At 50.3% G+C, this 25,274-nt stretch carries 24 protein-coding genes; 7 read left to right on the forward strand and 17 right to left on the reverse strand.

Features of this window, described 5'->3' with window-relative positions; all coding sequences use genetic code 11:
- The first annotated feature begins 293 nt into the window (after positions 1-293).
- Complete coding sequence (locus GmarT_RS27240; protein ID WP_002647402.1) at positions 294-1,322, forward strand: ROK family protein; 1,029 nt, start codon at positions 294-296, stop codon at positions 1,320-1,322.
- A gap of 52 nt (positions 1,323-1,374) precedes the next feature.
- A complete protein-coding gene (gene lepA / locus GmarT_RS27245; RefSeq protein WP_002647401.1) occupies positions 1,375-3,183 on the forward strand; it encodes a translation elongation factor 4 in 1,809 nt (602 codons plus the stop codon).
- A 9-nt stretch (positions 3,184-3,192) separates the two neighbouring features.
- Here lepA and GmarT_RS27250 read toward each other — a convergent pair whose 3' ends face one another.
- The 6 genes from GmarT_RS27250 to GmarT_RS27275 form a co-directional block, all read right to left on the reverse strand.
- Positions 3,193-3,540 (reverse strand): hypothetical protein, encoded by a 348-nt coding sequence (locus GmarT_RS27250; protein ID WP_002647400.1) that lies wholly within the window; start codon positions 3,538-3,540, stop codon positions 3,193-3,195.
- A 156-nt stretch (positions 3,541-3,696) separates the two neighbouring features.
- Positions 3,697-4,392, reverse strand: a complete 696-nt coding sequence (locus GmarT_RS27255; RefSeq protein WP_002647399.1) for a hypothetical protein — start codon at positions 4,390-4,392, stop codon at positions 3,697-3,699.
- A gap of 153 nt (positions 4,393-4,545) precedes the next feature.
- On the reverse strand, positions 4,546-5,238 hold the full coding sequence (locus GmarT_RS27260) for a hypothetical protein (protein WP_149303480.1): 693 nt from the start codon (positions 5,236-5,238) through the stop codon (positions 4,546-4,548).
- 95 nt (positions 5,239-5,333) lie between these two features.
- Positions 5,334-5,825, reverse strand: coding sequence for a DUF2752 domain-containing protein (locus GmarT_RS27265; RefSeq protein WP_002647397.1), 492 nt, complete (start codon positions 5,823-5,825; stop codon positions 5,334-5,336).
- Positions 5,826-5,921: 96 nt separating this feature from the next.
- A complete protein-coding gene (gene dapF, locus GmarT_RS27270) occupies positions 5,922-6,761 on the reverse strand; it encodes a diaminopimelate epimerase (protein WP_002647396.1) in 840 nt (279 codons plus the stop codon).
- 45 nt (positions 6,762-6,806) lie between these two features.
- On the reverse strand, positions 6,807-7,838 hold the full coding sequence (locus tag GmarT_RS27275) for a 3'-5' exoribonuclease YhaM family protein (protein WP_002647395.1): 1,032 nt from the start codon (positions 7,836-7,838) through the stop codon (positions 6,807-6,809).
- A gap of 430 nt (positions 7,839-8,268) precedes the next feature.
- On the opposite strand from GmarT_RS27275, the gene GmarT_RS27280 reads away from it, so the two are divergent.
- The 5 genes from GmarT_RS27280 (at position 8,269) to GmarT_RS27300 (ending at position 12,506) form a co-directional block, all read left to right on the forward strand.
- Positions 8,269-8,601, forward strand: coding sequence for a HesB/IscA family protein (locus GmarT_RS27280; RefSeq protein WP_002647394.1), 333 nt, complete (start codon positions 8,269-8,271; stop codon positions 8,599-8,601).
- 382 nt (positions 8,602-8,983) lie between these two features.
- Positions 8,984-9,766 (forward strand): SDR family NAD(P)-dependent oxidoreductase, encoded by a 783-nt coding sequence (locus GmarT_RS27285; protein WP_002647393.1) that lies wholly within the window; start codon positions 8,984-8,986, stop codon positions 9,764-9,766.
- A gap of 264 nt (positions 9,767-10,030) precedes the next feature.
- Entirely contained in the window at positions 10,031-10,918 is an 888-nt protein-coding gene (locus GmarT_RS27290; RefSeq protein ID WP_002647392.1) for a DUF6677 family protein, read from the forward strand.
- Between the two features lie 78 nt (positions 10,919-10,996).
- Positions 10,997-11,203: a hypothetical protein gene (locus GmarT_RS27295; protein WP_002647391.1), complete on the forward strand. Its 207-nt coding sequence runs from the start codon at positions 10,997-10,999 to the stop codon at positions 11,201-11,203.
- A gap of 199 nt (positions 11,204-11,402) precedes the next feature.
- The gene (locus GmarT_RS27300; RefSeq protein WP_002647390.1) at positions 11,403-12,506 is read left to right on the forward strand and encodes a beta-ketoacyl-[acyl-carrier-protein] synthase family protein; all 1,104 of its coding nucleotides are present in this window, start codon (positions 11,403-11,405) and stop codon (positions 12,504-12,506) included.
- 6 nt (positions 12,507-12,512) lie between these two features.
- Here the strand turns inward: GmarT_RS27300 and lptB are convergent, their stop codons facing one another.
- The 11 genes from lptB to GmarT_RS27360 form a co-directional block, all read right to left on the reverse strand.
- On the reverse strand, positions 12,513-13,295 hold the full coding sequence (gene lptB / locus GmarT_RS27305; protein ID WP_002647389.1) for an LPS export ABC transporter ATP-binding protein: 783 nt from the start codon (positions 13,293-13,295) through the stop codon (positions 12,513-12,515).
- Positions 13,296-13,412: 117 nt separating this feature from the next.
- Positions 13,413-15,275, reverse strand: coding sequence for a signal peptidase I (lepB, locus tag GmarT_RS27310; protein ID WP_002647388.1), 1,863 nt, complete (start codon positions 15,273-15,275; stop codon positions 13,413-13,415).
- A gap of 132 nt (positions 15,276-15,407) precedes the next feature.
- Positions 15,408-17,114 (reverse strand): signal peptidase I, encoded by a 1,707-nt coding sequence (lepB, locus tag GmarT_RS27315; RefSeq protein WP_002647387.1) that lies wholly within the window; start codon positions 17,112-17,114, stop codon positions 15,408-15,410.
- 267 nt (positions 17,115-17,381) lie between these two features.
- The gene (locus GmarT_RS27320; RefSeq protein ID WP_149303482.1) at positions 17,382-18,026 is read right to left on the reverse strand and encodes a cytochrome c oxidase subunit 3; all 645 of its coding nucleotides are present in this window, start codon (positions 18,024-18,026) and stop codon (positions 17,382-17,384) included.
- Positions 18,027-18,134: 108 nt separating this feature from the next.
- Complete coding sequence (locus tag GmarT_RS27325) at positions 18,135-18,689, reverse strand: cytochrome C oxidase subunit IV family protein (protein WP_002647385.1); 555 nt, start codon at positions 18,687-18,689, stop codon at positions 18,135-18,137.
- Positions 18,690-18,779: 90 nt separating this feature from the next.
- Positions 18,780-19,862, reverse strand: a complete 1,083-nt coding sequence (locus tag GmarT_RS30170) for a cytochrome c oxidase subunit 3 (protein WP_002647384.1) — start codon at positions 19,860-19,862, stop codon at positions 18,780-18,782.
- Entirely contained in the window at positions 19,862-21,580 is a 1,719-nt protein-coding gene (locus tag GmarT_RS27340) for a cytochrome c oxidase subunit I (protein WP_002647383.1), read from the reverse strand. Before GmarT_RS27340 ends, GmarT_RS30170 begins: the two co-directional genes overlap by 1 nt.
- Before the next feature lie 107 nt (positions 21,581-21,687).
- Positions 21,688-22,692 carry a cytochrome c oxidase subunit II gene (gene coxB / locus GmarT_RS27345; RefSeq protein ID WP_149303484.1) on the reverse strand — a complete coding sequence of 335 codons (1,005 nt, stop codon included), beginning with the start codon at positions 22,690-22,692 and terminating at the stop codon, positions 21,688-21,690.
- 98 nt (positions 22,693-22,790) lie between these two features.
- Positions 22,791-23,594 (reverse strand): SCO family protein, encoded by an 804-nt coding sequence (locus GmarT_RS27350; RefSeq protein ID WP_149303486.1) that lies wholly within the window; start codon positions 23,592-23,594, stop codon positions 22,791-22,793.
- A 50-nt stretch (positions 23,595-23,644) separates the two neighbouring features.
- Complete coding sequence (locus GmarT_RS27355; protein WP_002647380.1) at positions 23,645-23,974, reverse strand: hypothetical protein; 330 nt, start codon at positions 23,972-23,974, stop codon at positions 23,645-23,647.
- A gap of 58 nt (positions 23,975-24,032) precedes the next feature.
- Positions 24,033-25,274, reverse strand: a complete 1,242-nt coding sequence (locus GmarT_RS27360) for a hypothetical protein (RefSeq protein WP_002647379.1) — start codon at positions 25,272-25,274, stop codon at positions 24,033-24,035.

Raw genomic sequence — 25,274 nt, forward strand, 5'->3', positions numbered from 1 at the left:
TTTCCCGTCCAGAATGCAGGCGCCATTCTCCGGAAACACAGCGACTTCTGCTTCAAAATGGCCTTGGGAGCGTTCTGATTTGGCCGCTTCTTGATTGCATCACTCCGGCCTGCTCGGCTATACTTCCCGGTGTGCAGCTGACCTTCCTCTGACCTGACTTCGAGTGCTCCCTGTCAAAGCAGGATCGTGTTGCGTCTGGAGGCAATCATTGAGGAATGACTTCCACGTAACTCCTGATCATCTGAATCGACTGCCACCAGAAATCAATCCAGAACAGAGGAACATGACCCGGTATGAACCCGACAAAACACAATAGTCCTTATTTTGTCGGCATTGATATTGGTGGAACGAATGTCAAAGTCGGCATCGTCGATGATACGGGAAAGTCGCTGGCATTCTGTAAGACGAAAACCGAGGTTGATAAAGGCGTTGAAGCCGGACTGAAAAACATCTACCAGGCCATTGCGGATGTGCTTTCAGACTGCCAGTTTACGATGGATGACATCAAAGCGATCGGAATTGCCACTCCCGGAACCATGGATATTCCGGGCGGTAAGCTGGTTGATCCTCCCAACCTGCCCACCTGGAAAGATTTTCCGATCCGCCAGACTGTCAGTGATCATTATTCGGGAAAAAAGACGATCTATCAAAATGATGCGAATGCAGCTGCTTACGGCGAATACTGGATTGGCGGAGCCCGCGAGGCACGCAGCCTGGTACTCTGGACTCTGGGCACAGGCGTAGGTTGTGGTATTATTATAGATGAGATGATAATAGAAGGCCGTCACTCCCACGGGGGTGAATGCGGGCATATGATTATTCAGATGGCCAACGGCCGATTGTGTGATTCGGGACAATATGGAACACTGGAAGCGTACTCTGGCGGCAAATCGCTGGTACGTCACTGTCAGGAACTATTGGATGCAGGCCGCAGCTCACTGCTTCATTCGATGACAGAAGGCGGGGAAGAACTGACTCCCCTGCTGATCTCAAAAGCGGCTGAACAGGAGGACGAACTGGCGATTGAATTGATCATGGAATCGGCAATGTGCCTGGGCGTGGGAACCACGACACTCATGCATACCATTGACCCGGACATGATCCTGTTTGGCGGAGCCGTCACGTTCGGAGGCCGGGACTCTGAACTCGGGCAACGCTTCATGCAGCGGATTCGAGATGAAGCCAGACAGCGTGCCTTCAAAGTCCCCTACGAAAACACGATCATCGACTTTGCAGAACTTGGTTCCGATGCTGGTTACATCGGTGTCGCCGGCTGTGCCCGCCTGGCCTGCCGCAAAGAAGAAACGAATGATAAAAACTGATCCGGACAGAACTGTCGCGGATTGTCTTTCATAAGAAAACGAGATTTCATTTATGGCTACAGAGCCCCGTCTGATTCGAAACTTTTCGATCGTCGCTCACATCGATCATGGAAAGAGTACGCTGGCAGATCAGCTGTTGCTGCAGACCGGTGCCATCACGCAACGCGAATTCAAAGCGCAGATCCTGGACGACCTGCAGATTGAGCAGGATCGCGGGATTACCGTAAAAGCACGCACGGTTGTAATCTACTATGAGTACAAAGGGGAGAAGTACGAACTTAACCTCATCGACACACCCGGCCACGTGGACTTCCATTATGAAGTTTCCCGCAGCCTGGCGGCCTGTGAAGGCGCGCTGCTGCTGGTCGATGCGTTTCAGGGTGTGCAGGCACAAAGCGTGGCGAATGCTTACGCCAGTATCAATGCGAACCTGACGATCATTCCGGTGGTGAATAAGATCGACCTGCCGATCACGCGGATTGATGAAGTGCTGGAAGAAGTCGAAACCGTCATTGGTCTGGATCCTTCCGACGCCCTGATGGTAAGCGCCAAAACCGGTATTGGTGTCAAAGATGTTCTGGATGCCATCGTCGAACGCATTCCTCCCCCCAGTGGTCTGGCAGATGCACCACTCAAAGCGCTGGTGTTTGACAGCAAGTACGACCACTACCGGGGTGTGGTTACCTACGTGCGTGTGGTACAGGGAACAATCGAAAAAGGCCAGACCGTTGTTCTGATGCGGGGTGGCACAAAGCTGGACATTATCGATATTGGCCAGTTCACACCGCATATGAAAGCCGTCAAATCACTGGGACCAGGCCAGGTAGGCTACCTCGTCAGCGGCGCGAAAGAACTTGATAACGTGCATGTGGGGGATACCATCGCCAACCCACGGAATCTTCCCGAAGCACCGCTGCCCGGTTATCAGAAACCGCAACAAATGGTGTTCTGCGGCATGTACCCGATTGAAGCGACTGACTTCGAAAAACTGCGGGACGAATTATCAAAACTGAGCCTGAACGACGCCAGCTTCAGCTTCGTCCCGGAAACCAGTGATGCGCTCGGCTTCGGTTTCCGTTGTGGCTTCCTGGGCATGCTGCATATGGAAATCATTCAGCAGCGACTCGAGCAGGAATTCAATATCGACCTGCTGCAGACCGCACCAAACGTGACCTATGAAATTCTGGAGCGGAACGGCGATATTGTGCTGATCGATAATCCTCAGGATGTCCCCGATGCCAGCCGCATCGACGAATTCCGTGAACCAATCGCGCTGGTCACATTTATTCTGCCGGCTGAAAACATTGGCACGATGATGCAGCTGTGTGCGGATCGACGCGGCATTTATAAAAATACAGAGTACCTGGGAACAAATCGTGCGCAATTGATTTACGAGTTGCCTCTCGCCGAAATCGTGTACGACATGTACGACCGCCTGAAGAGTGCCACCCGCGGCTATGGAACAATGGATTATGAAATCCTCGGGTTCCGCCCCGCTGACCTGGTGAAGATGGATATTCTCGTCAAAAGTGAAAAAGTCGACGCACTGTCGACCATCGTGCACCGCTCGCAGTCCGAACGCCGTGGACGTGCCCTGGTGAAACGCCTCAAGGAAGAGATCTCCAAACATCAGTTTGAAATCCCGGTCCAGGCTGCTATCGGCGGAAAGATCATTGCCCGCGAAACGATCAAAGCCCTGAAAAAGAATGTGACCGCCAAATGTTATGGTGGTGATATCACGCGGAAGCGCAAGCTTTGGGAAAAGCAGAAAGAGGGCAAAAAACGTCTCAAACAGTTCGGGCAGGTCGAAATTCCACAGAAAGCGTTTCTGGCCGTACTCGATGCTACCAAGGACGAATAACCGGGCAGTTTATTCCACCTGCTCAAGCAGTTCTTCCAGCGCTTTCGTGCAGGCTTTCATCGAGATGACGGCCTGCTCGAAGTTTGTATGTAGAGACGCTTCCGGTGCATCTATCGCGAACTGATCAGTGGCTTTGCGGAGTTTACTGATTTTCTTCCGCAGCATCTTCAGATACGCATCGGGATCATCAACACGCGTTTCCAAAGCCCGGCATGCATCGAATACAGCCCGGACAATGTGACTCAACTCCGGGAAGTCTTCGACTTCTTCACTGTGCTTGACAAACGTCCGTACCATCCAGGCATGCGACAGAATAATCTGGCTGCGTTCGACGGCCTGCGCTTTACTTAAAGACATCTCGCATCACTACCCTGATACTCAACCGCGATTTTTAATGGCACAAAGAACGACATACGCTAACGTGCGTTCGTGCGCGACTCTTAGAAAATTAACGGTTCGCCGAAACAGTTGCAAGAGTCGGAATCGAAAGTCCGGGCCTGAAGTGGAATCCGTTCAAATCGCCTGTGTGAAATCGTCGCCGTTGTAATACTCATAAAACAGGCGGCCAATTTCATCACTTAAGCGCGAGAGATATTCTTTCTTGAACTTGGAAAACGTAATCTCCGAAGTCGCCCGTGGTGCCCGCAAGGGATAGAACGATGTGAGTTCCTTGCTGTAAAGTTTTTCGCCTTCGCCAGAGTCATCCATTTCGTAGACGGTAACCATCCCTTCCGCACGGCCGCGGTAGAGGTCGGAACTGTTCTCCTCATACAGGCTGTATTTATGCAGCTCAATGTGAATGACATACGTCACGTCGAAGGCTTCACCGATTTCTTCCGGTTTGTCCCAGTCGGGATTCTCATCCAGCCAGGCACGAATCCGATCCGGATTCACCACCTTGACGCCATGACTGTGCAAACGAAACGTGGTGTACTTCGCAAGATCGTTGTGGATCCCGTCAAAGTTATACTGCAGCTCAAGCGGCGCATAACAGACAATGGCAACCGTCACATCTTTTCCCGTCAACGACTTCTGTGTCTGCGCATCGAAGTCCGGCTCGATGGAAGGGGGACCACCAATCAGGTAGCCGATGAGAATAAAATAATTACAACCTGTCAGTGTCGTGCAGAGTACACAAACCAGCGCCAGCTTCGTGATGGTCTGAAAAAGCTGCTTCGCTACAGATAGTTTATACGAAAATATTGTCATCGTGTGATCCTTCACAACTCCGAAATTAGACTGTGTCCAGTTTTGCTGTAACGTCTCCAGGTCTATTTGGACCGAGTATATTAGATTGAGAGACGCTACGGTTAATTGTGATGCACTCTAGTATCTGGTCATCTCTGCCTGAGCAGCCTGCGATCAGATCGGATCGCCTGAATGATAGTTATAGAAGAAACGACCAATCTGGTCGGCAATCCGATCCAGATATTTTTTCCTGAAAACCGTTGCCGATTCCTGTTCAATCGATACCGGCATATGGCTGGGATATTCCGACGTGTATTCCACATCAAAGATTTCCAGTGCCCGTTTGATTCCATCAACGGCATGAACTTCGTATGCCGAGATATGACCGAAGGCCTTGCCTCTTAACAGATTGGGACTGTTTGGTTCGCGGTAATCAAACGAATCAATGTCGACGTGGATGATGTAGTCGACCTCGAAGTTTTCGGCCAGCTCATCAACGTCATTCCAGACACCGCCATTATCATCCAGCCAGGTGGCAACTTCCCCGGTATCCATGACTTTAATATTTTCACGTCGCAGTCGATACGTTACCTGCTCCAGCAGATCATAATTCAACGACGGATAATCCGAGCGGATCGATTCCGGTGTCGAACAGACAACCAGGACTTTTTTCTGATCTTCGATCAGATCAATTTTCGTCTGTTTGGTGAATTCACAGGTTATCAGTGGATCACCAAAAAACATTTTGCCCGCCATCACGTACAGCGAACAGCCGCTGACACTCAATGAAACCAGCAACAGTAATACGACGGCGCAGCACCGCTGGTGGAACCAGTTTTTGTGGTCGTTCGTCATAATATTTCGCATTTTTCAGCCATCCTTGGCATGAACCGCAAAGAGTTTTCGAGATTGTTTTTTTGAAGGGACAGTTCATCTCGCCGGGAATCCAGTGAGATCTGATTTTAAAAGTTCAATCGAAACGCCCACTCGATGACTGTAATCGATACCAGACTACAGATTAACCAGAGCAGACAGGTTTCAGGTTGAGAGACCAGCCAGAATCGCCGGCGATAGACACTGATCCAGGACCAGGGAATCATCACCAGGCAAATGACTGCCAGCACCAGACCGGAGGTATTGGCCTGGGCAGACTGACGGAACTGACCTCGAACAAAATGTGAAAAGGAAGTTGTCATCCCACAACTGGGACAGGGAATGGAGAATCGCGTTTTTATTACACAAGGTGCAAAACCAAGTTTTTGATGAGTACCAAATCCACGTGAATCCGGTGTCGTTTGAATGGCCACTCCAAAACCTGCGATCAGAAACAGACTCCAGCCGATCAGCAGTAATCGCATTTTCCATCCGATGGAAGTCCCCGGATGCAGCATACGAAACGCTGACAGGAATGAACTGTCTGTCGATTTGGCCGTTGGTTTGGAATTGGAATTCATATTGAGAAATGAGAGAAGCCGTTGTTTATCAGTTCTATTATTTTACTGCAAGACCATTTCAAGAATTATGTCTTTCGCACTCGAAGCCCGGCTGTATTACTGCGTTCCGCGCCAGATTCCCTGGTAAACTTCGACGGCAGGGCCCGTCATAAACACTTCATCGTTATCGGCCCACTCCAGACGTAAATCGCCACCTGGCAAGTGGATAAGCACATTTCTTTCCGATCGGCCAGTGAGCACTCCCGCGACGGCAGAGGCACAGGCCCCCGTACCACAGGCCTGGGTTTCGCCTGAGCCCCGCTCCCAGACACGCATCTTCAGCTCGGCTGGTGAAATGACTTCAATGAACTCTGCATTTACCCGCCTGGGGAACATGGGATGGACTTCCACCTGGGGTCCGATTCCGTGTACCCAGTGGTCGTTCACTTCGTCGACGAAGGTGATGCAGTGGGGATTGCCCATGGAGACACAGGTCACTTCCAGAGTCTGCGCTCCCACTTCCAGCGGAGCGTTGACCGGGGGATCTCCCGGCAGCAGTGTCGGGATCTCGGCGCTGGTCAAAATCGGTTTCCCCATATTCACGCGGACCTGACTGACCTTCGATCCCGCCAGTTCCAGGTCGAGACTCAAGACCCCCGCGCCGGTTTCAATCTTCAACGTCTGCTGGTTTGAGATGCCATGATCGTAGACATACTTGGCAACACAGCGCACGCCGTTTCCACACATTTCCGACTCGCTTCCGTCCGCGTTGAACATCCGCATCTGTGCGTCTGCTTTTTCGGAAGGGCAGATCAGAATCAGTCCATCGGAGCCGATGCCTGTGTGGCGATCACTGACCGCGATTGCCAGGCTGGCGATATCTTCTGGCAACGTCTCTTCAAAACAGTTGACGTAAACATAGTCGTTGCCGGCCCCGTGCATTTTCGTAAATTTCATCGTCGGTTTTCTATTCTCAAAAGTGGATTCAGTCGGTTTCTGATTTCATTCACCCGTTTCTTCTGGAGACTTCAACCCCAGAAAAATACTGCGTCGGAGCGCATTGTCGCGCCCCGAGAACTCATCTTCGTTTCCGGGCAGAATATTTTCCAGTGTGGTCGCCATCATATGAAACTTGGCGTCGATGTCATCTGCATAGTGTACCAGTAATGCTTCCGGGGTATGCGGGGCAATAGGCGAACCCCACTCCGGTAAATTCTGATGGGACACAATCATATGTTCCAGTCGCAGCAATGTGTCCGGGTTAAGCCCCTCCATCCGGGAGGCATGTTCGCGGACCAGATCCCGGCCCAGTAGAATATGTCCAATCAGACGTCCCGCAGGAGTATAACGGGACCCGTGAGGTCGATATTCCAGTTCAGTCAGTTTACCGATATCGTGCAGAATTGCACCGGCTATGACCAGTGATTTATTCAGAGGCGGCTGCATCTGCTGATAATAGGCCTGATACTTGTCCGCCAGAAAACAGGCCGTTTTCGTCACTGACAACACGTGTTCGAGATAGCCACCTGTGAACGCATGATGGTTTTTGCTGGCAGCGGCAATCGTTTTAATCTGATCCGCGTACTGCGTCAGTATGTCCAATACCAGTTTCTGCAGCGGGATTTCCGTAATCTGCTCTCGTGTGATTTCCATCAGCTCAGAGAACATCTCTTCGCTCGAAAAACGGGACCGGGAATAGTACAGGCCTGGATCAAAACCATCCTCAGCATCTTCCTCATTCACCGGACGAATTCGATCTATATCCAGTTGGGGGCCATATTTGCTTTCATCATAACGGGCTCGGACTTTGTAAAATTCTCCCTCTGTCCAGTTGGCATCACAATCGCTAAACCAGGGTGTGTCGCTCCAGACCATGGCTGTGGCAGTGAGTGCATGATCGCGAAATTGAACGCGAAAATAAGGTTTTCCATCGCGGGTCGTCGCACGTTCTCGGGACACCAGTAACACAAAACTGTCCGCGAACTGTCCGGGTTCCATTTCGCTCAACATCAAAACTTGGCGTGATTGATTCATGTCGTCATCCTCTGTCCTGCAAGTCCGAAATTCCTGTCGATTTTTATTTTAGAGTCGAACCTGCAAGAGTGCAAAACAGTCTGTTCACCCGCTGGCAGAATATCAGGACAAAGGAGTCCGTTTATAATTTCGGGCAATGTCTACCAGTTATCCCCTGGTTTGAGTGAAATTCCTCTCGGAACGGCTGGATTTACAGTAGAATAAAGTGATATAATGCCGTTACTTACAAAAAAGCGTAAGATTCAATCGCTCCAGCCGAAAATGCATCTCGGAAAAGATCATGTTCCTGCTATAATGTCAGGAGCAAAACCAGGGTGCACAGGCTCGCGGATTTCTGGAGCATTTTGAGATTCGGGACCTGTTTTCGCCGATATCAAATATTCAAAGGTTTGATTACCTAAGTACTTTTTAAAACTGGAGACTCATTTCCATGGCTGTCACAATTACTGAAAATGCTTCCAAAGAACTGAAGCGGTATATGGAAGACCAGAACGTCGCCGAGGGTTCACACTTGAGAATCGGAATCGTTTCTGGTGGTTGCAGTGGCTTCCAGTATGATTTCCGCTTCGTTGACGATGTTGATACTGAAAAAGACAACACGTCCGAACAACATGGGATCAAAGTGGTCGTCGATAAGAAAAGCGATCTCTACCTGGACGGAACGACTTTGGACTACTATGAAAGTCTCGAAAAACGGGGTTTCACATTCGATAACCCCAACGCTGTCAAATCCTGCGGTTGCGGCAGCAGTTTTTCTGCCTGAGACGGTTCATCCCCCTCAGCAACACAGATTTGCGATTGATTGAGACATGGAAAGATTTTGCCGAGGAGCAGAGAATGCTCCTCGGTTTTCTTTGTTTTAAGGCCGCGCTTGTTTACAGTAATAACTGATATGAGTCTGGTTCCCTGAGATCGGTTTCCGGGGAACGAGTCCAGCGGGAATCAATCCGCCTGACCGGCGTAAAGATAACTCTGCAGAATCACCCGGGTTTAACATAGAGTGATCAACAGCAGACAGCTCCCTATCATCGTGTCTACTTCCGGTAGAGCATCCCGACCGCATCGGTTTGCAGCTGTCGCGGGAAACTCTCTGAAGTGCAAGTCAACTTATTATTAACGTATCAACAGACTAAGGAAGTAAAACCATGAAGCTGGAAGGGCGAAATGCGCTCATAACAGGGGCCTCCCGGGGAATCGGCCGGGGTTGTGCAATGGAGATGGCCAAAGCAGGGGCCAACGTCGGCATCAACTATCGTTCTCACCCTGAGGAAGCAGAAGAAGCAGCAGAAGAAGCACGCTCGTACGGCGTCAAAGCCATCACCATTCAGGCTGACGTTTCCGACCAGAAATCAGTCGAAGCCGCAGTCGCTCAGGTTACTGAAGAATTCGGCAGCCTGGATCTGTTCGTTTCCAATTCTGCTTACAGTGATCGTGAACTGATTCTGGATGCTGACATGGAAGGCTTTCGACGAACCATCGATGTCACCATGTGGGGTGCCTTCTTTGGTGTGCGGGCTGCCGCCGGCCAGATGGTGAAACAGGGGAACGGGGGTTCGATCGTTGTCATCAGTTCGCCGCACGCGGTCATCGCCATTCCGACTTCCGCAGCATACAACATGGCCAAAGCGGCCATCGATCATATGGCCCGAACTGCGGCCATCGAATTTGCACCGCATAAAATTCGCGTCAACACCGTGCATCCCGGCTGGATTGATACCCCCGGTGAACGCAAATTCTTTACCGATGAGCAACTACAGGCCGGTGCGGAAAATATTCCCTGGAAACGTCTGGGAATGCCCAATGAGGTTGGTAAGCTGGTCACCTTTCTCTCCAGCTCCGATGCAGATTATATGACGGGTGGCACATCGACGATCGATGGTGGGATCAGCCTGCCCTGGTGGTCAAAGCGTTCCGAGGGAGGCCAGTAAACCAATCAGTAACGGACACACGAACCAACCTGATTTCCATTTTGAGAAGAATCTCTCAACTCCTGAATCTGTAAAGACTTCAGGTTGGTCTAGTCCTTTTATTCGCCATCAGATACACTATCAAGACACCGGCTCTGGAGCCTGTGCCTGCTTTTAATAATGGTCTACGCTTCTGATTTTACCGGGTTATCACTAAGATCAGCCTCTGAAAAGCGAACACCCCAGATACGTTGACCAGCCAAGGTATTCCCTGAGGAACCTGAAATGACCGAGAGTCAGAGTAAAATCGAATTAAAAAATCCGGTGATCGCCGCGATTCTGGCATTTCTCATTCCAGGAGCAGGACACTTCTACCAGGGACGGACCTTTAAAGCAGCCATCTACTGCTTCTGCATCTTAAGTACTTTTTTCTGTGGCATGGCGCTGGGTGACTGGAAAACCGTGTATTACCAGTCCTGGCAGGGAAAACGAAACCTGGGCTATTTTGCCCAAATCGGCGTTGGTTTGCCGGCACTACCCGCTTTGATTCAAAAACAGCGGTACAACAAAATGGCAGCCCCCAATAATGTGGCACGTCAGGGTGCTGACAGCAGTTTTTTTGAGACACACCCCTATCGGATGGAACTTCCACTGGAAGCACCCTTCAAGGGAACCCTGCTCGATCGCGGTGATGATGGCAATAACATTAACGGCAAGCTGGATGGATATATCAAACTGAAAACCGTTCCCGGTGAATTTGGACCTGAAGTTTCAGGGACCTTTGAAGGAACCCTGGACAATAAACCAATTGAACCATTGCAACTCGCGGACCCTGTGGGGATTGGATTACCACTGGGAGGTGATCACAACCGGCCTCTCGAATGCGCGGTCGTACGTGAAGTCAACGGCAGGCGGACTGATACAGGCCATATCGAAGGTGCAATTCCACGCTCTTTCCTGAACTGGTTTGAAATGCCTTTAACCGATCATGAGTTGGACGATATCAACAAAAAATTAGGGAAACGTTACGAATTTGCCGTGGTCTTCACCTGGATTGCAGGTCTGTTAAACCTGCTGGTTATCTGGGATGCCTTTGAGGGCCCTGCTTATGGCAGAGGTGATGAAGAAGAATCAAAACCGGATGATAAGCAGCCGGAGCCTGTCAAATCCTGAATGAACAGTTTCATTCCCCAGTCTGAATTCCACGTATCCTGTTTTAATAAATATGTATAATAAAAGGTGTTATGAGAAATGACCGTTTCACTACTTTTTGCCAGTCAGGTTAATGCGGTAGTGTATCTGATTCCGCTGCTGGCAGTGATCAGTCTGGTCTATAACGCCACGCGGTATGAGTTACCTCAAATCATCATTCAACGTTCGATCCGTTTTTTTTTCACATCGGTCATAATCATGGGAGCACTGATGACTTTACTGGCTTTGCTTTCGTGGAATTTGTGAACAGGCAGGCACCAGTTTTCTGCACAGGAGATCTTCCGGATCCCGCCATGCTAAAGTTTGCAGCAGAAACTTTTTGACTTGCTAAAAAAACATTCTCATTTATTTATATTCAATTGCACTTTAGGCAAATGTTGCACATACTCAGACGATTGCGGGGTTACGGATTCCCTTTCTGCAATTGCGAGGTTGGGACTATTTTATGCAGACTAATGGATTTGCACTGACAGAAATCGTAGATCTGGCAGATCATACAGATCTGTTTGAACTATTAGATAATGAAAGTGTTTATACACTCTCTCACCAGGGTTTCAGCGCCGGTTTTTCCAGTGTGAAAGCGATCAGTCGCTCTACGGGCATCGAAACACGCCGCCTGTTGCAGCCAGATCTTTCACCACTGGATATCGCGACTGCGATTGCAGAAAAACTGCAACTGACCGTCGGCTTTGACTGGGCTGACTGCCCGGCAATCCTGCTGTGCCATTCGCACACCCGTAACCAGTCTGCCCGTCAGCTGTGCGATCAGCTCTCTGAAAAACTGGGGGTCCCCTCCGAGCGATTTATCGCCTTAAACTATGGCTGCGTCGGATTTATCGAGCTGCTGAACCGGGCTTCCAAACTGCTGGAAAACCATCCCGCCGGCGTGCATATTCCCCTGCTGACCGTTGAAACTCCCGAACACTGGCACGATTCCTCAGACAAGGCATTCTGCGGCATCGTCTCTGCTGGTGCCACCGGCACGACGTTGTGGAGTGGTCCCGGACATAGCCTGCTTCATGTGGAAACCTCAACCGAATATATTCCCGAAGAACGCCGTAAAGCGGATGTGCCTCTGTTCTGGACCGAACAGGGAGACATGTACGATTTCCGGGGACAGCCCGAGCACAAGCTCGTGATGCACATGGATGGCGAATCCGTGTTTCTGAACGGCGTTGACCTGATGCTCGAAGCCTGCCTGAAGTCTTATCAGGAAGTCTCTGAGACGACAGATCGGATTCTGATTGCCCCGCATCAGCCAAGCGGTAAACTGTTAAAAGCCATGATCGCCGCAGCGAAGCAGATTCCCATTTCCGCCGACTTCCTCAATAATCTGCCGAACTATGGGAATTCCATCTCCTCAACCATTCCCACGATTCTGGCGCGACTGGATGAAGTGGTGGAGAATAACGGTCATGCCCCTGTGAATCCGGGAGACCTGATTCTGCTGCCTGCAGCAGGCATCTGCATGGACCGTCTGACCGATTCCATGTGTATTGGCCGTGCGGCTTTGAGATGGCAGCCTGGTCGTTACCGGGACGAATCGTAAGATTAACTACGCCGCTTCGCGATCGCTGCCTCGTGTACCGAAAGCTTCGCGTCCTTCGATGATCGAGCCTTTGTCGAACCGTTTCCCAAAATAGAGGGCCTGTGCGGAGGCGTCACTGAGCACGGTTTCCGCATCTCCGCTGACCAGCACCTGACCAGCCGAGATGATATAACTGCGGTCTGTAATGGTTAATGTTTCCCGTTCCCGGTGGTCGGTCAGCAGAATCGAAATGCCATCATCCCGCAGATCGGCAATGATATCCTGAATATCGTGAATTGTGACCGGGTCAATTCCGGTAAACGGTTCATCGAGCAGAATCAGTTCGGGGGAACTGGCCAGGCAACGGGCAATTTCCAATCGTCGTCGCTCTCCCCCGGACAGGGTGGAAGCAATCTGTTTGCGTTTCGCTGTCAGACCAAACTGGTCCAGCAGGCGATCGACGGTTTCGTGCCTCTGTTTGCGAGTGACATCCAGAAATTCGAGGATGGCATAGATGTTCTGCTCGATCGAAAGTTTCACAAAGACGCTTTCATCCTGAGGCAGGTAACCCATGCCCTGCCGGGCCCGTTTATACATGGGCCAGCTCGTGACGTCAGTGTCTTCGAGAAACACGCGGCCTTTGGTGGGAGCCACCATGCCGCAGGCCATACGGAAGGTGGTCGTTTTACCTGCACCGTTGGGTCCCAGCAGACCGACGATCTCACCGCGCTCCACATAGAAGTCGACGCCGTCGACGGCCCGTTTACCGGGATAATCTTTCACCAGGCCCACACATTCCAGTAATGCCATCGTACTCGTCCTCCTTGACGAAACTGCAATCGAAACTCACGCGAGAGATGATTCTACTAAATTATGCCATTCGGCTGAATATCGATTTTATATATATGGGAGAAGTGCGATATGAGTTTACCGGATGCGTTTCATCCTGGAAACATTCGGATAAAAGGGCACGGATAGCTTGGCATAAGGATCATCCGGATACTCTCCCGGACGCGTCTGATGGTAGAAAAACCGCTTGAGAGGGCCAGCACTGGGTGAGTAACCGCGCCCATCATTCATAAACGGAATTCCATGCGGCCAGTAGATCATGAAGGCTTTCCCGACCAGGGCAGAACGGGGAACGGCGTGACGATGTTCTGCCTGTCGCGAATTCCCCCAGAGTCGACTGTCGGCACTGCGGGCAGAATTATCACCGAGCACAAAAAACTCATCATCGGACATTTTATCAAACCGGACCTGCTGACGGTGATCTTCATACTGACGACTCCAGGCAGCCGGATCCCAGAGCAATTCCCATAAGTGCCTGCGATCGCCGGAGTACTCCTGATTCTGATAATACTCATCCGCACGATAATAAATATCGCGCTGCAGCATGAGATGTGAAACTGTAAAATCAATTCCGACACCCGTTACCCCCGCCGGGGCCAGATCGCCATCGCGGGGTGCCGGTGATACCGGAGGCTGGTATTCCGTCGCGGTTCCCAGATCGACGGCAGACCCATTAACCCACAGGCAGAGTCGCTGGTCCACATTCGCAAACATGATGGAATAGCCCCCCTTCCCTTTGAGATCGGTCTCCACCGTAGTCAGTTCCGTTTCGACTGGTTCGGGATTGGGAAAATCTTCCACAAAATAGAGTCGGGCCTGACCTGTTTTCACATCAAAACGGACACGGTAATGACGGTCACCCCGCATCAGCTCGACCAGAAACTCTCCTGTCTCCGACTGGATCTCGACATCGAAACTGAGTGTGAGATCTCCCACCCAGAATGCGGCGTCGTAAGTAAACAGCCCGGAAGAGGACCCGCCTGAATAGTTATTGTAGGCGGTGTAATCACTGATGAGTCGGGACTGGGGAGGAGAAGAGAGCATCGTCTGCGTGAACAGTTCAGGGTTTTCCTGCAGCAATGCCCACTCCGACTGACGGGGTACAATATGCTGATAACGGAGCCATTCCAGCTTACCGGCTTTGCCCGCCGCCCCTTTGAACTGATACGCCCGCGATTCACGATCCAGTTCCCAGGCTGACTGCTTGAGATCTTCAAAGCGTGTCTCAACCGGCTTGACCTGCTGCATGGGGGACCAGCGCTCAGGCCAGCCATACTCCAGGATCTCGCGCGGAGGATAATCATCGTCGTACACGAGCTGCTGAACGGTCAGCTGTTTATCCAGGTTGTCCTTGCGGAGAATCTGAAACGGCTCTTTTTCATTCTTACGCGCATAGACGTCCCCGCGGGAAATCTGAATTTCTTCGCCAGGCAGACCAACGAGTCGTTTGATGTAGTTTGTCTGTGAAGCTTCGGGATATTTGAAAACAATCACATCCCAGCGACCAGGGTCACCGTAATCAAAGGGAAACTTATTGACGATGATACGATCCCCGGTGAAAGGCATGGCGTCCTGCAGGTTCGTGTAGTAACGGCAGTTCGGACAGAAGGCACCGGTGACTTTGTAGTCCGGTACATAGTACTCTGTCTTTTCGACCAGTTCATCGCTGGCTCCCACCGCATACTTCACACCACATTCGGCGCAGTGCAGTTCTTTATGACGCCCATAGAGAGTAGGCGCCATCGAACCTGTGGGAATCACAAATGCTTCGGCTGAATAGGCGCGGAAAACAAACGCGAATACCAGGGCAATAATGATCGATTCAATCGTATCGCGCATCTCATTGTGGCGACTTTTACCCTGCTCCTGTTCTGCATTACTTTTCTCAACCTGCTCATTCGGAGCTTTTTTCAGTTTTGCTTTTTCTATTTTTTTGGCCATTACCGACAACCTGTCAAATCTAAAATGCCCGGGCACCTGATGGATCGAATCTGCGAACCAGATCTGATCATTCGCTGCGGGCTCTGATTTATGAACTGTTTTTCTGATTATTCTATAAAAAATGCGTTTCTATCAGTGAATATAGCGAATTCGGGTGAAATCTGGAATGCGGATGTGACCTATATGATCACCTATTTTGACCTCGCCCTGCCGCGAAGGTAAATGCACGAGAAACGGTTTACCCAGCAGGTATTTCTGATCTACTTTTCCGTCAGCCCAGCTGCGGCTGTCGAGCGAAACGGGACTGTTATCGCCCAGCATGAAATAGCTGTTCTGATCCAGTTGATATGGTTCATCAACCCCATGCAGGGCTTTGCCACGCGTATAGTGGATATCACGAAACAGTTTCATACCGGTCAGTTTGAATGTTCCGCCGCGCGCACCAAACTGCAGGGGAATCCGTATCTCCTCACGCGGCTCTGAATTTTTGCTGAAAAGCAGAGGCTGGTAAGCCAGCTCTCCATTGATGGCAAATAAAACCTGTCGATCCATCACCGACATTTCCAGTTTCACGGGCTGCGATCGAAAATCGCTGTGCAATGGTCCGGTACGGATCGGCTGTTTCTGATCATCGATAAACAGATTGACCTGTCGCCGTTTGAAGTCAATGAAATTTCGAAAATGATGCTGACCGTCGAACAGTTCAATCGCCAGTTCTCCCTCTGGTGACCTGGCCTGCAGATCGCACTCAAACAGAAAATCATGTACCGGAATCGCAGTCTGATTTTCGAGTCCGGAGTTATAGGCATACCGATCCAGCACAGGGGCCACATGCGATTTTTCATACAACAGAGCGACGGCGTACCGAAACGCATCATCTTCTGTCTGGTTCAGCAGCCGGTGACAGTTTTCCGCCGGCATTGCTCCTTTGCACGACAGCTGTTGTTTCAATTCGTCATATTGAATGGCAGCCAGCACCGGTTCGGGTTTCTCGATTTCTTCCGGCCATTTCTCCAGCGGCACTTCTGTCTGATAATGTCCCCCCTGCCTCACCCAGTGCTGGTACCTGACCCAGGACCACGTGTCTGCATCAGTGCCATCTGATGCAAATAGAAACCCATCCGGCTGCTCCTTCCAGGCAGGTGGAGCCGGTTGATTCTGTCCCTGCGTTGAATCTGCTTCCACGGGTAAAAACCGGGGCTGAAAAAAGTCATCCTCCGCTGGCTGGAACTGATGATCGTGGACCAGCAGACGAACTGCACGTTGTGTTTTCAAATCTTTACGCTGGATTTTCCCATTGATATACAAGTCCCCTTCTTTGACCTGTACGGCTTCACCCGGTAAGCCTGCCACCCGTTTAACATATGCCTGGGTTGGCTTCATCGGATTTTGAAACACCGCCACATCCCAGCGCGCAGGAGGCTTGAGGTAGTATGCGTGTTTAAACACCAGTAACTGGTCACCTTCATTGCGGGGCACCTGAGCCAGATCGATGGAATTCGTATCACAGTTCGGACAGGTGGCATACTGCCCGGCCTGTTGAAAATCCTGCCCCTCGACAGCCGGGTCATTCACGTGGCTGGTAGAGACGGAATCATCATAGGCCACACCGTAAGTAAACGAATAATGACAACGGGGACAGGTGACCTGTTTATGGTATCCCAACAGAGAGGGTGCCATTGAGCCTGTCGAAATCATGTAGCCTTCCGCAGCGAAGGTCCGGAAAAGAATGACAGCAATCGCCAGCGAAGCCACGGACTCCAGCACCAGCCGAAACAGGCTGGATCGCTGCGGCAACTCTTCAGCTTGAGTTTCGAGTTGACGGGCAGTGTGGTGCATCGCGACAGACAATTAGAGAAACGGTAGAACCGGAATCAGATTTCCAGGAGGAATTACGACTGGTCATCTATTTTAGTAAAACCAGCAGGGCTGAGGAAATAGCGGTTCACACTCTCTCCCAGTGATCGGCGGTAATAATCGGTAAAGAGAGCTTAACACATTGTATTGATGTTACTTAGACTGTGTCCCGTTTTACTGAAATGTCTTCAGACTGAATTGAGCAGCGTGGCATCGAACACGCGATGCGCTGCTTCACCGGGAGACGCTTTACCCAATCAGATAAAACAGCAGCAGCATGCAGATCCAGATAATTCCCAGGAAGTGCCAGACGACGGCACAGGCATGGACACCCCAGTGATATTCATGATCGTACAGGTAGAGGTAAGCTTTATAAATCACGAAGCCCAGAAATCCAAAGGCAACGAAAAAGTGGAAGGCATGCACTAACACAAACGTAAACAGTACGCCATAACTGCTGGGGTAATTCGCGGCATTTTTGGTGCCTTCGAGACTCAGTAAGATATCTGAATGCTGTTGCAGGAGGTGAGCCAGTCCGATCGTCTGGATGACAAAAAAAGCGCCCCCCAGCAGAAAGGTCAGATTCAGGCAATTACGAAACGGCTGCTGTTTTTCGTGACTCACATAATAGACTGCACGCTGAATGGAAATACTTCCCAGAATCAACAGGACCGTACTAATCCAGAGCGCGGGAGGGATGACCAGGTTTACCGGTTCATGCTTTTGTGCCAGATTCGAACGGACGATCACATAAGCCAGCAGACCGCCGATAAACAGGACGGAGATACTAAACAGAAAAATCGCCAGACCAAAATCCCGCTGGCTGAGTCTGTCTCGTGATGTGAACAACAGCACGAGACGATCTTTCCATCTCTGACTCCGGTCGGCTGGCATGCTCACCTGCTTTTGATCAACAAACAGAAATGTCGTTAATGACAAACGTTGAAACGACCCGCTGCTGGATCATCCTGTTTTCGAGAAGCGACCATGAAATTCGGTAGCTTACTTCGAATCAGTTTTGTCTGACGTTTCTGGCGTGGTCTTTTTGTCTGTTTCCGGTTTATCTGTGGAAGCGGGCTTCTGCTCAGTCGCTGGTTTTTCAGTCGGGACAGCCTGCGCGTCGGCAGCCGGCTTCGCATCGGTTGCGGCAGGGGCTGCTGCGGGAGCAGGTGTTTCCGGTGCTTCTACTAAATATTCAGGGGTTTTATCTTCAGTAAAGCCTTTGACATAGTCATCGTAGGCATGAGAATCCAGCAGGATCATACACAGAAAAAAAGCAGCAAAAATGATCGAGAAAAAGAATGCCAGCTTGTTTAATGGTTTGTCATACCAGAGGTGCATGAAGATAAAAACCACCAGGGAAGCCTTAACGGTCGCGATCGCCATCGAGACAATCACATCCAGTCTACCGGTATCAAACTTGGCTGCCTCAACCGTAATGACCGTCAATACAACCAAAGCAAGAAATACGCCTATCAGAACCTTGACCGGTACGACATGCACATGGCAGCTTTGTGGATTTTCCCCGTGGGCATCACTTTCAACATGATCTGACATGATGAATACTTTCGTCTCGTTATCTGAAAACTGCAGAGAAGCAAGGTTGCCTCTCAGAAATGTTGGTTAAACTCTTGAATACTCGAAACGCTAATTGATCAGGTATAACAGCGGGAAGAGGTAGATCCAGATCAGGTCGACCAAATGCCAGTAGAGTCCGACAAAATCGACTGCGCCAAAGTAATATGTTGTAAATGCACCATGTACCGTTCTGACGATCAGCCAGCTGATGGCAATCATTCCGCCGATAATATGGATGGCGTGCACCCCGGTCATACAGAAATAAACGCCGAAGAAGGTTCGTGCCAGCATCGGTTCGGGGATTTTTTCTTTCTGTGCAGCATATTCAGCTGGAACCGTCTCGGCCATCAGAATTTCTTCATCTGTTGGTTTTTCTGTATGTCCCAGTTGATGATAGCCAATACTGGAATACGTCCCCAGCTGCATCCCAATCGCAGAGACCAGAAAACAACCGGCTATCGTTGCCAGAGTCTTTTTACCAGGGTTCTTAAAGAGCGCCCCGAGTGCAATCCCGGAAATTACAATCACCACCCACAGGACCAGGGTCATATAGGAGAGTGTGTGCTTGGTTTTTTCAAACAGTGATTCGTCGCCGTGATCACCGTGGACAGAAGCTTCGGCTGCTTCTGCATTTTCAGCAGCCACGGCACTTTCAGCATCTGTTGCTGGAGCTGCGGCCGCCGCATCGTGATGTTCCGGGCTCTGGTAGGCGCGTCCTGGTAAAAGATGGTGATGTGCTTTCTCTGTGTACTCAAAAGATTTCACACCCAGGAAGATCGCGGCACAGGCCAGTGTTGTCACCAGACAGATCAGCAGGCCTCGCGTCTGCCCCAACTGGGCACAACGCACACCCCAGGCCATCGTCAGACTGCTGAACAGCAGAACCACGGTATTGGCTGCCCCCAACGTCGTATCCAGAAACTGGCTGGCGTAGAGGAACACCTCGGGATGTAATGAACGATAAACGGCATAAAAGCCGAACAGGCCGCTGAAGAACAGCACTTCCGTAACCAGAAACAACCAGATTCCCAGTTTCCCGGTATCAAACTGCTGCTGGTGAGAATCAAAGTGATGCGCCAGCCGGGGATCATGGTGTTCATGATCGTGGCTGTCAGCGTGCTCGTCTGTGGTAGTGGTGGCCGCGGTATTCATTAAACTTCTTTATCTCCTGATGCGGTCACAGAGTCCTTGTCAGCCCCTTGACATTCAACGGGAACGTAACCTCCGATTTCCTCATTGTAGACGACAGATTTCATGATGTAGGGATCGCCGGCCAGTGGAGGATGATCGAAGTTATTGTGTGGTGGTGGCGAAGAGCACTGCCATTCCAGGGAAGCACCTCCCCAGGGATTGGCAGGAGCATGTTTACCACGATACACCGAGTAAATCAGAGTAGCTGCCATTAACGCTGAGCTCAGCCCCAGCAGATAGGCGCCACATGTTGACAGAATATGCAGGTTCTGAAATTCCGGCAGATACGTGTAATACCGGCGAGGCATTCCCCGTGTTCCCAGCAGGAACTGTGGGAAGAAGGTCAGGTTGAATCCGAGAAACACACCCAGGCAGGCAATACGTCCCCAGAACTCGTTGAACATCTTCCCGGTAATTTTAGGCCACCAGTGATGCACGGCGGCAAACAGCCCGACCAGAGAGGACCCCATCATCACATAGTGGAAGTGGGCGACCACGAAGTAAGTATCATGCAGGTGGATGTCGGTTGCCAGTGTCGCCAGGAACAGACCCGTCAGACCACCAATCGAAAAGATAAACAGGAACGCCAAAGCGTAACACATGGCCGTTGTAAAGCGGATCGAACCTTTATACATGGTCGTCAGCCAGTTAAAGACTTTAATGGCAGAAGGGATCGACACACTGAAGGTAATCGCCGAGAACACGACGGCAACCACTTTCGACTGGCCGGAAACAAACATATGGTGTCCCCAGACCAGGAAGCCGAACACGGCAATCGCGATACTACTGTAAGCAATAAAGCGGTATCCGAAAATATGTTTGCGACTGTGAACGGCAATCACTTCACTGACCACACCCATCGCAGGCAGAATCATCACGTAAACGGCAGGGTGCGAATAGAACCAGAAGAAGTGCTGGAACAGGACCGGGTCACCACCCAGCCGGGGATCAAAAATCCCGATTTCGAATGTTTTTTCCACAATCAATAACAGCCCGGTAATCCCCAGTACGGGAGTCGCCAGAACCTGGATCAGTGCTGTCGCATACAGGGCCCATAAAAACAGAGGCATCTTAAACCAGGTCATCCCCGGTGGTCGCATGGTGTGAATGGTCACAATGAAATTCAGCCCGGTAAAAATCGAACTGAAGCCGAGAATAAAGACCCCCAACAGCGCGGTCCTTACCGCGGTACTGGTGGTAATACTGTAAGGAGTATAGAAAGTCCAGCCGGTATCCAGACCCCCCAATGCCAGGGCAGCCAGGAAGAAGGCGGCACCAAACATCCAGAGGTAAAAGCTACCCAGATTCATGCGGGGGAAGGCCACATCCTTGGCTCCCAGCATCACCGGCAGAATTATATTTCCAATCGCCGCCGGCACCCCTGGAATGATCACCAGGAAGGTCATGATGGCACCGTGCAGGGTAAACATCTGATTGTAGCCATCCGCGCTCAGAAACATTTTTTCGGGACTCAGCAACTCTGTACGCAACAGAACGGCGAAGATCCCCCCCAGAAAGAATGCAACAGTCACACCGATCAGGTACATGATACCGATGCGTTTGTGGTCGAGGGTGAAAAACCAGCTCTTCCAGCCCTTCGAACAATTTAAATAATTCAATTCGCGGTATTGAATCGGGAAATCTGATTTTGGATTGGAGGAGTCAACTACTGTTGCCATCTTCCAGCCTCCTGATTAATTTCAAATAAGGTCGGATTAAAAATCCTGAAACACAATTGAGAAACGGATTCTCACTTTTTTATTTATTAAATCGTATCACCAGCCCACTACTTCTGGGCTCTGATGAATGCGATGATCGCTCTAATGTCCTCGTCTTTCAGCTGACCTTTAAAGGTAGGCATGACCGGAGGAAAATTGGCAACCACTTGTGATTGTGGCTCCAGAATCGACTGCGTAATGTAATTCGCATCGGCAATCCGGGTCGTTCCGTCAGCAAATGTCCGCTCGCTTCCAAATAAACCTTTGAAGGAAGGGCCTTTGATGATGGAACCATCCAGCGAGTGACACTGGATGCAGCCACGACTTTTGTAAAAGTATTCGCCGGCTTCGATCGGATTTTTGTTTTTGTGAATATCGGCAGCGGCCTGCAGCCACTTATCAAAATCGCCTCTGGTTTCATGCACAACAACTTTGGTAACCATTTCTGAGTGTTTGGTCCCGCAGTATTCGGAGCACATTAAAGGGTATTCCAGGGGGTACTCTACGGATTCTTCACCCTCCGGTACAGGAGGCGCGATGGCTTTAAACCATTCCTGCGTGTAACGACCGGGCACTACATCCATTTTGGTACGGAAGGCCGGAATCCACAGGCTGTGAATCACGTCATCCGATGCCATGGTGAGTGTCACATTCTCATCCAGTGGGATATGGAGTTCGCTTTCGATCCAGCCATTGGGGTACTTGAACGCCCAGACCCATTTTTTTGCGACCACATCAATCTGATAGGACGCAGCCGGAGGCGTTCGCATATCCAGGTAAGAAGTAAATCCCACCCAGAACATGACAATGGTCAGCAGGGTTGGTATGACCGACCAGGACAGTTCGAGGGTCAGGTTATGCGTAGCGGTATTTTCCGCTTCGACGCCGGGCCGATAACGGTATTTGACCATAAACAGCAGCATCAGTCCGACGATCAGCACGAAGAAAAACGTGCAGACCCACAGAATGAAGAAGTAGACAGAATCGACATTCTCTGCCACTGTGGAACCTTGTGCCGGAAACCAGAAACCGGCTTCGGCATTCGCTAATAATTCAGGGATGAATAGTTTCATCTGCATTCACACATTCAACTGTTGAGTGTTAAAATATTTAAGGTATTAACCAAATCTGATTAAAACACAAATTCTCTGGCAAAGAGGCCTGATACGGTTCAGGAGCCCCCTGTCACTTCATGAGTCTGCCCGGTTATCGTTTCCAGCTGCACTCTACCTTTGCGTCCCCGCCAGTAGGGAATCAAAACCACAGTCAGGATAAAGACGGTCGCAAACCCACCAATTTTCATAATATTCCGCGCGGTCGGAGCATACCGACCTTTGTCTGCATCGTAGTGAAAGCAGAACAGTAAAAACCGATCAATGGTCGAACCGATCTTTCCTTCCGACGCTTCCACCAATGCTAATTTCAAAGTCTGTTTTGGAAAACCGATACCATAGAGATATCGGGAAATCCGACCATCGGGAGTGCAGATCAATAATACAGCCGGATGAGCGTATTCTTTTCGCTCTTCGATATAATTGTATTGAACCCCCATGGCCTCCGCTAATTTTGTAATGGACGCCTGCTGACCGCACAGAAAATGCCAGCCCCCGGCTGTGCCTGCACGATCGTATTCCTTGAAGTACTTCTGTTTTGTTAAATTTGCCCGCTGATAGGTCTCTTTGGGATCAATACTGACAGAGACAAAATCATATTGTTGATCAGCCGACCACTCTAATTCTTTTAAACCCCTGACCAGTGCTGTGAGTTGTAAAGAACACAGCATCGGGCAGTTCGAATAATTCAGTGACAAAATCACGGGGCGATCCTTTTTAAAATAATCACCCAGCGTCACCTGTTTTCCTTTACTGTCCAGAAACACCAGATCCAGAGGTAATTTCGAATCCAGATGCTCAAGCACATCCAGTTTCTCAATATCTTTGGGAGCCGGCTCCATACGGTCTGCCCACACTGGCATGCTACTGCATGTCCAGCAGAGAAGAATCAGCATGAATAATGGAAACGGTTTCATGGTTTTTCAGTTTTTGCCTGTTTCTGCTTTTCCTGTTCTTCCTGAACGACAATTTCCATCGCCCGGTCAATGGGCACTGCTACGATTTTTTTATCCTGGTCAATCCAGCGGTATTCCGATAAGGCAGCCGCCTGGTTTGCCAGAAGACTGTCGGAATTCACCTCTGGTGCCTCGACGACTTTGATTTCGGTCTGATTGCTCTCAAACTTGTTACTCAAAGCGGCAACCGCGAATACAGTGAAAAACGTGATGATGGTTCCAACGACACCAACATACGCGATCATCGTTGTATCGAGATCATCATAGGCTGCTTTATGACCCGACATATTTTATTCTCTTATTCTATTATTCTAGAAGACACTGATCGGTTTGATCAGACGTAAATTAAATATTGTGAAACTTCAGTGATTCTTCGAGGCGTGGATCCCGAACCGGCATCAATGACTTCTCACCGGCGAATTTCAGGATTCCGGCAACAAAGATGCCCCCAACTCCAATTGTACAACAGACATTGATCAGGATCATCCCAAAGCTGATGGCTGAGGTCTCATGATCGAAGGCAATGTTCGGCATCACCAGCCAGAAAATATCAACCCAGTTCATGATCAGCAGATAAACGCCCCAGAAAAAGAGTGTCTTGGGATTACGTTTCATCCAGCGTGACATGAAGAACACAAAAGGAATCGCAAAGTGTCCGATGACCAGCATCAGCGAGACGACTCCCCAGCCCTTCGTCTGGCGAACAAGGAAGAATACTGTTTCTTCAGGAATATTGGCATACCAGATCAGCAGGTACTGTGAGATGGCGATGTAAGCCCAGAAACAGTTGAATGCAAACAACAGTTTACCGACATCGTGAAGATGCTCAACATTCACAGGACCATTTAACAGGTTTTTGCTGCGCAGATAAACCAGGCTGATTGCCAGGAAACTGAAGAAACCTACCAGGCCGGCGGCAAAGTAATACACGCCAAAAATCGTGCTGAACCAGTGAGGATTCAACGACATGATAAAGTCGATCGCAGCAAATGTCAGTGTAAATGCATACAACAACAGTGCCGGTCCACTGCGGCGTTCCATCAGCAATGTCAGTTCGGGATCGCCGCTTTCATCCTGGGCAACTGATTTTCCCAGGAAATACCGGGCCAGAAAGATCCAGGATCCGAAGTAAATCAGATAACGCAAAGCAAAGAAACCAGTATTCAGATAGGGGGCCTTGGCTTGCAGCAGTTGGTCTCCAGCAACTTCCTTGGCATCCGCCCATTCAAAGAGCGTGTGGTTTCCCATCAGGGTCAGAAGGACAATGGGCAGTACCAGCACTGCCAGGGGGATCACACCCATAGAGATAAACTCAGACAGGCGACGTAATACCACACTCCAGCCGGCCCGCGTGAGCTGTTGAATCATCACAAAGAACAAAGCGCCCAGTGAGATGCTCAGAAAGAAAAACGTGCTCTGCAGATAGGAAAAGGCAAACAGATCCCACCCGTTGGTGAATCCCCAACTCAGTGCAAATGAGACTGGCAACAGAGCGGAACAGCCCAGCGCCACTTTCATGGGGAGGGGGCCCAGCTCAGCCAGGGTTTGAACGGGAATCTTTTTGTCAGTATCGGATGAAGTTTGCAT

Origin of the sequence: Gimesia maris, from assembly GCF_008298035.1 — a bacterium.
Classification (GTDB): domain Bacteria; phylum Planctomycetota; class Planctomycetia; order Planctomycetales; family Planctomycetaceae; genus Gimesia; species Gimesia maris.

Coding starts and splice junctions, on each gene's coding strand:
- GmarT_RS27340 (WP_002647383.1), bottom strand. CDS start 21,580: ATGGCAACAGTAGTTGACTCCTCCAATCCAAAATCAGATTTCCCGATT.
- GmarT_RS27320 (WP_149303482.1), bottom strand. CDS start 18,026: ATGCCAGCCGACCGGAGTCAGAGATGGAAAGATCGTCTCGTGCTGTTG.
- GmarT_RS27355 (WP_002647380.1), bottom strand. CDS start 23,974: ATGTCGGGTCATAAAGCAGCCTATGATGATCTCGATACAACGATGATC.
- lptB (WP_002647389.1), bottom strand. CDS start 13,295: ATGGCATTACTGGAATGTGTGGGCCTGGTGAAAGATTATCCCGGTAAA.
- GmarT_RS27300 (WP_002647390.1), top strand. CDS start 11,403: ATGCAGACTAATGGATTTGCACTGACAGAAATCGTAGATCTGGCAGAT.
- GmarT_RS27285 (WP_002647393.1), top strand. CDS start 8,984: ATGAAGCTGGAAGGGCGAAATGCGCTCATAACAGGGGCCTCCCGGGGA.
- GmarT_RS27350 (WP_149303486.1), bottom strand. CDS start 23,594: ATGCCAGTGTGGGCAGACCGTATGGAGCCGGCTCCCAAAGATATTGAG.
- GmarT_RS27290 (WP_002647392.1), top strand. CDS start 10,031: ATGACCGAGAGTCAGAGTAAAATCGAATTAAAAAATCCGGTGATCGCC.
- GmarT_RS27265 (WP_002647397.1), bottom strand. CDS start 5,825: ATGAATTCCAATTCCAAACCAACGGCCAAATCGACAGACAGTTCATTC.
- dapF (WP_002647396.1), bottom strand. CDS start 6,761: ATGAAATTTACGAAAATGCACGGGGCCGGCAACGACTATGTTTACGTC.
- lepA (WP_002647401.1), top strand. CDS start 1,375: ATGGCTACAGAGCCCCGTCTGATTCGAAACTTTTCGATCGTCGCTCAC.
- GmarT_RS27280 (WP_002647394.1), top strand. CDS start 8,269: ATGGCTGTCACAATTACTGAAAATGCTTCCAAAGAACTGAAGCGGTAT.
- lepB (WP_002647388.1), bottom strand. CDS start 15,275: ATGGCCAAAAAAATAGAAAAAGCAAAACTGAAAAAAGCTCCGAATGAG.
- GmarT_RS27255 (WP_002647399.1), bottom strand. CDS start 4,392: ATGACAATATTTTCGTATAAACTATCTGTAGCGAAGCAGCTTTTTCAG.
- GmarT_RS27275 (WP_002647395.1), bottom strand. CDS start 7,838: ATGAATCAATCACGCCAAGTTTTGATGTTGAGCGAAATGGAACCCGGA.
- lepB (WP_002647387.1), bottom strand. CDS start 17,114: ATGCACCACACTGCCCGTCAACTCGAAACTCAAGCTGAAGAGTTGCCG.
- GmarT_RS27360 (WP_002647379.1), bottom strand. CDS start 25,274: ATGCAAACTTCATCCGATACTGACAAAAAGATTCCCGTTCAAACCCTG.
- GmarT_RS27295 (WP_002647391.1), top strand. CDS start 10,997: ATGACCGTTTCACTACTTTTTGCCAGTCAGGTTAATGCGGTAGTGTAT.
- GmarT_RS30170 (WP_002647384.1), bottom strand. CDS start 19,862: ATGAATACCGCGGCCACCACTACCACAGACGAGCACGCTGACAGCCAC.
- GmarT_RS27325 (WP_002647385.1), bottom strand. CDS start 18,689: ATGTCAGATCATGTTGAAAGTGATGCCCACGGGGAAAATCCACAAAGC.
- coxB (WP_149303484.1), bottom strand. CDS start 22,692: ATGAAACTATTCATCCCTGAATTATTAGCGAATGCCGAAGCCGGTTTC.
- GmarT_RS27240 (WP_002647402.1), top strand. CDS start 294: ATGAACCCGACAAAACACAATAGTCCTTATTTTGTCGGCATTGATATT.
- GmarT_RS27260 (WP_149303480.1), bottom strand. CDS start 5,238: ATGCGAAATATTATGACGAACGACCACAAAAACTGGTTCCACCAGCGG.
- GmarT_RS27250 (WP_002647400.1), bottom strand. CDS start 3,540: ATGTCTTTAAGTAAAGCGCAGGCCGTCGAACGCAGCCAGATTATTCTG.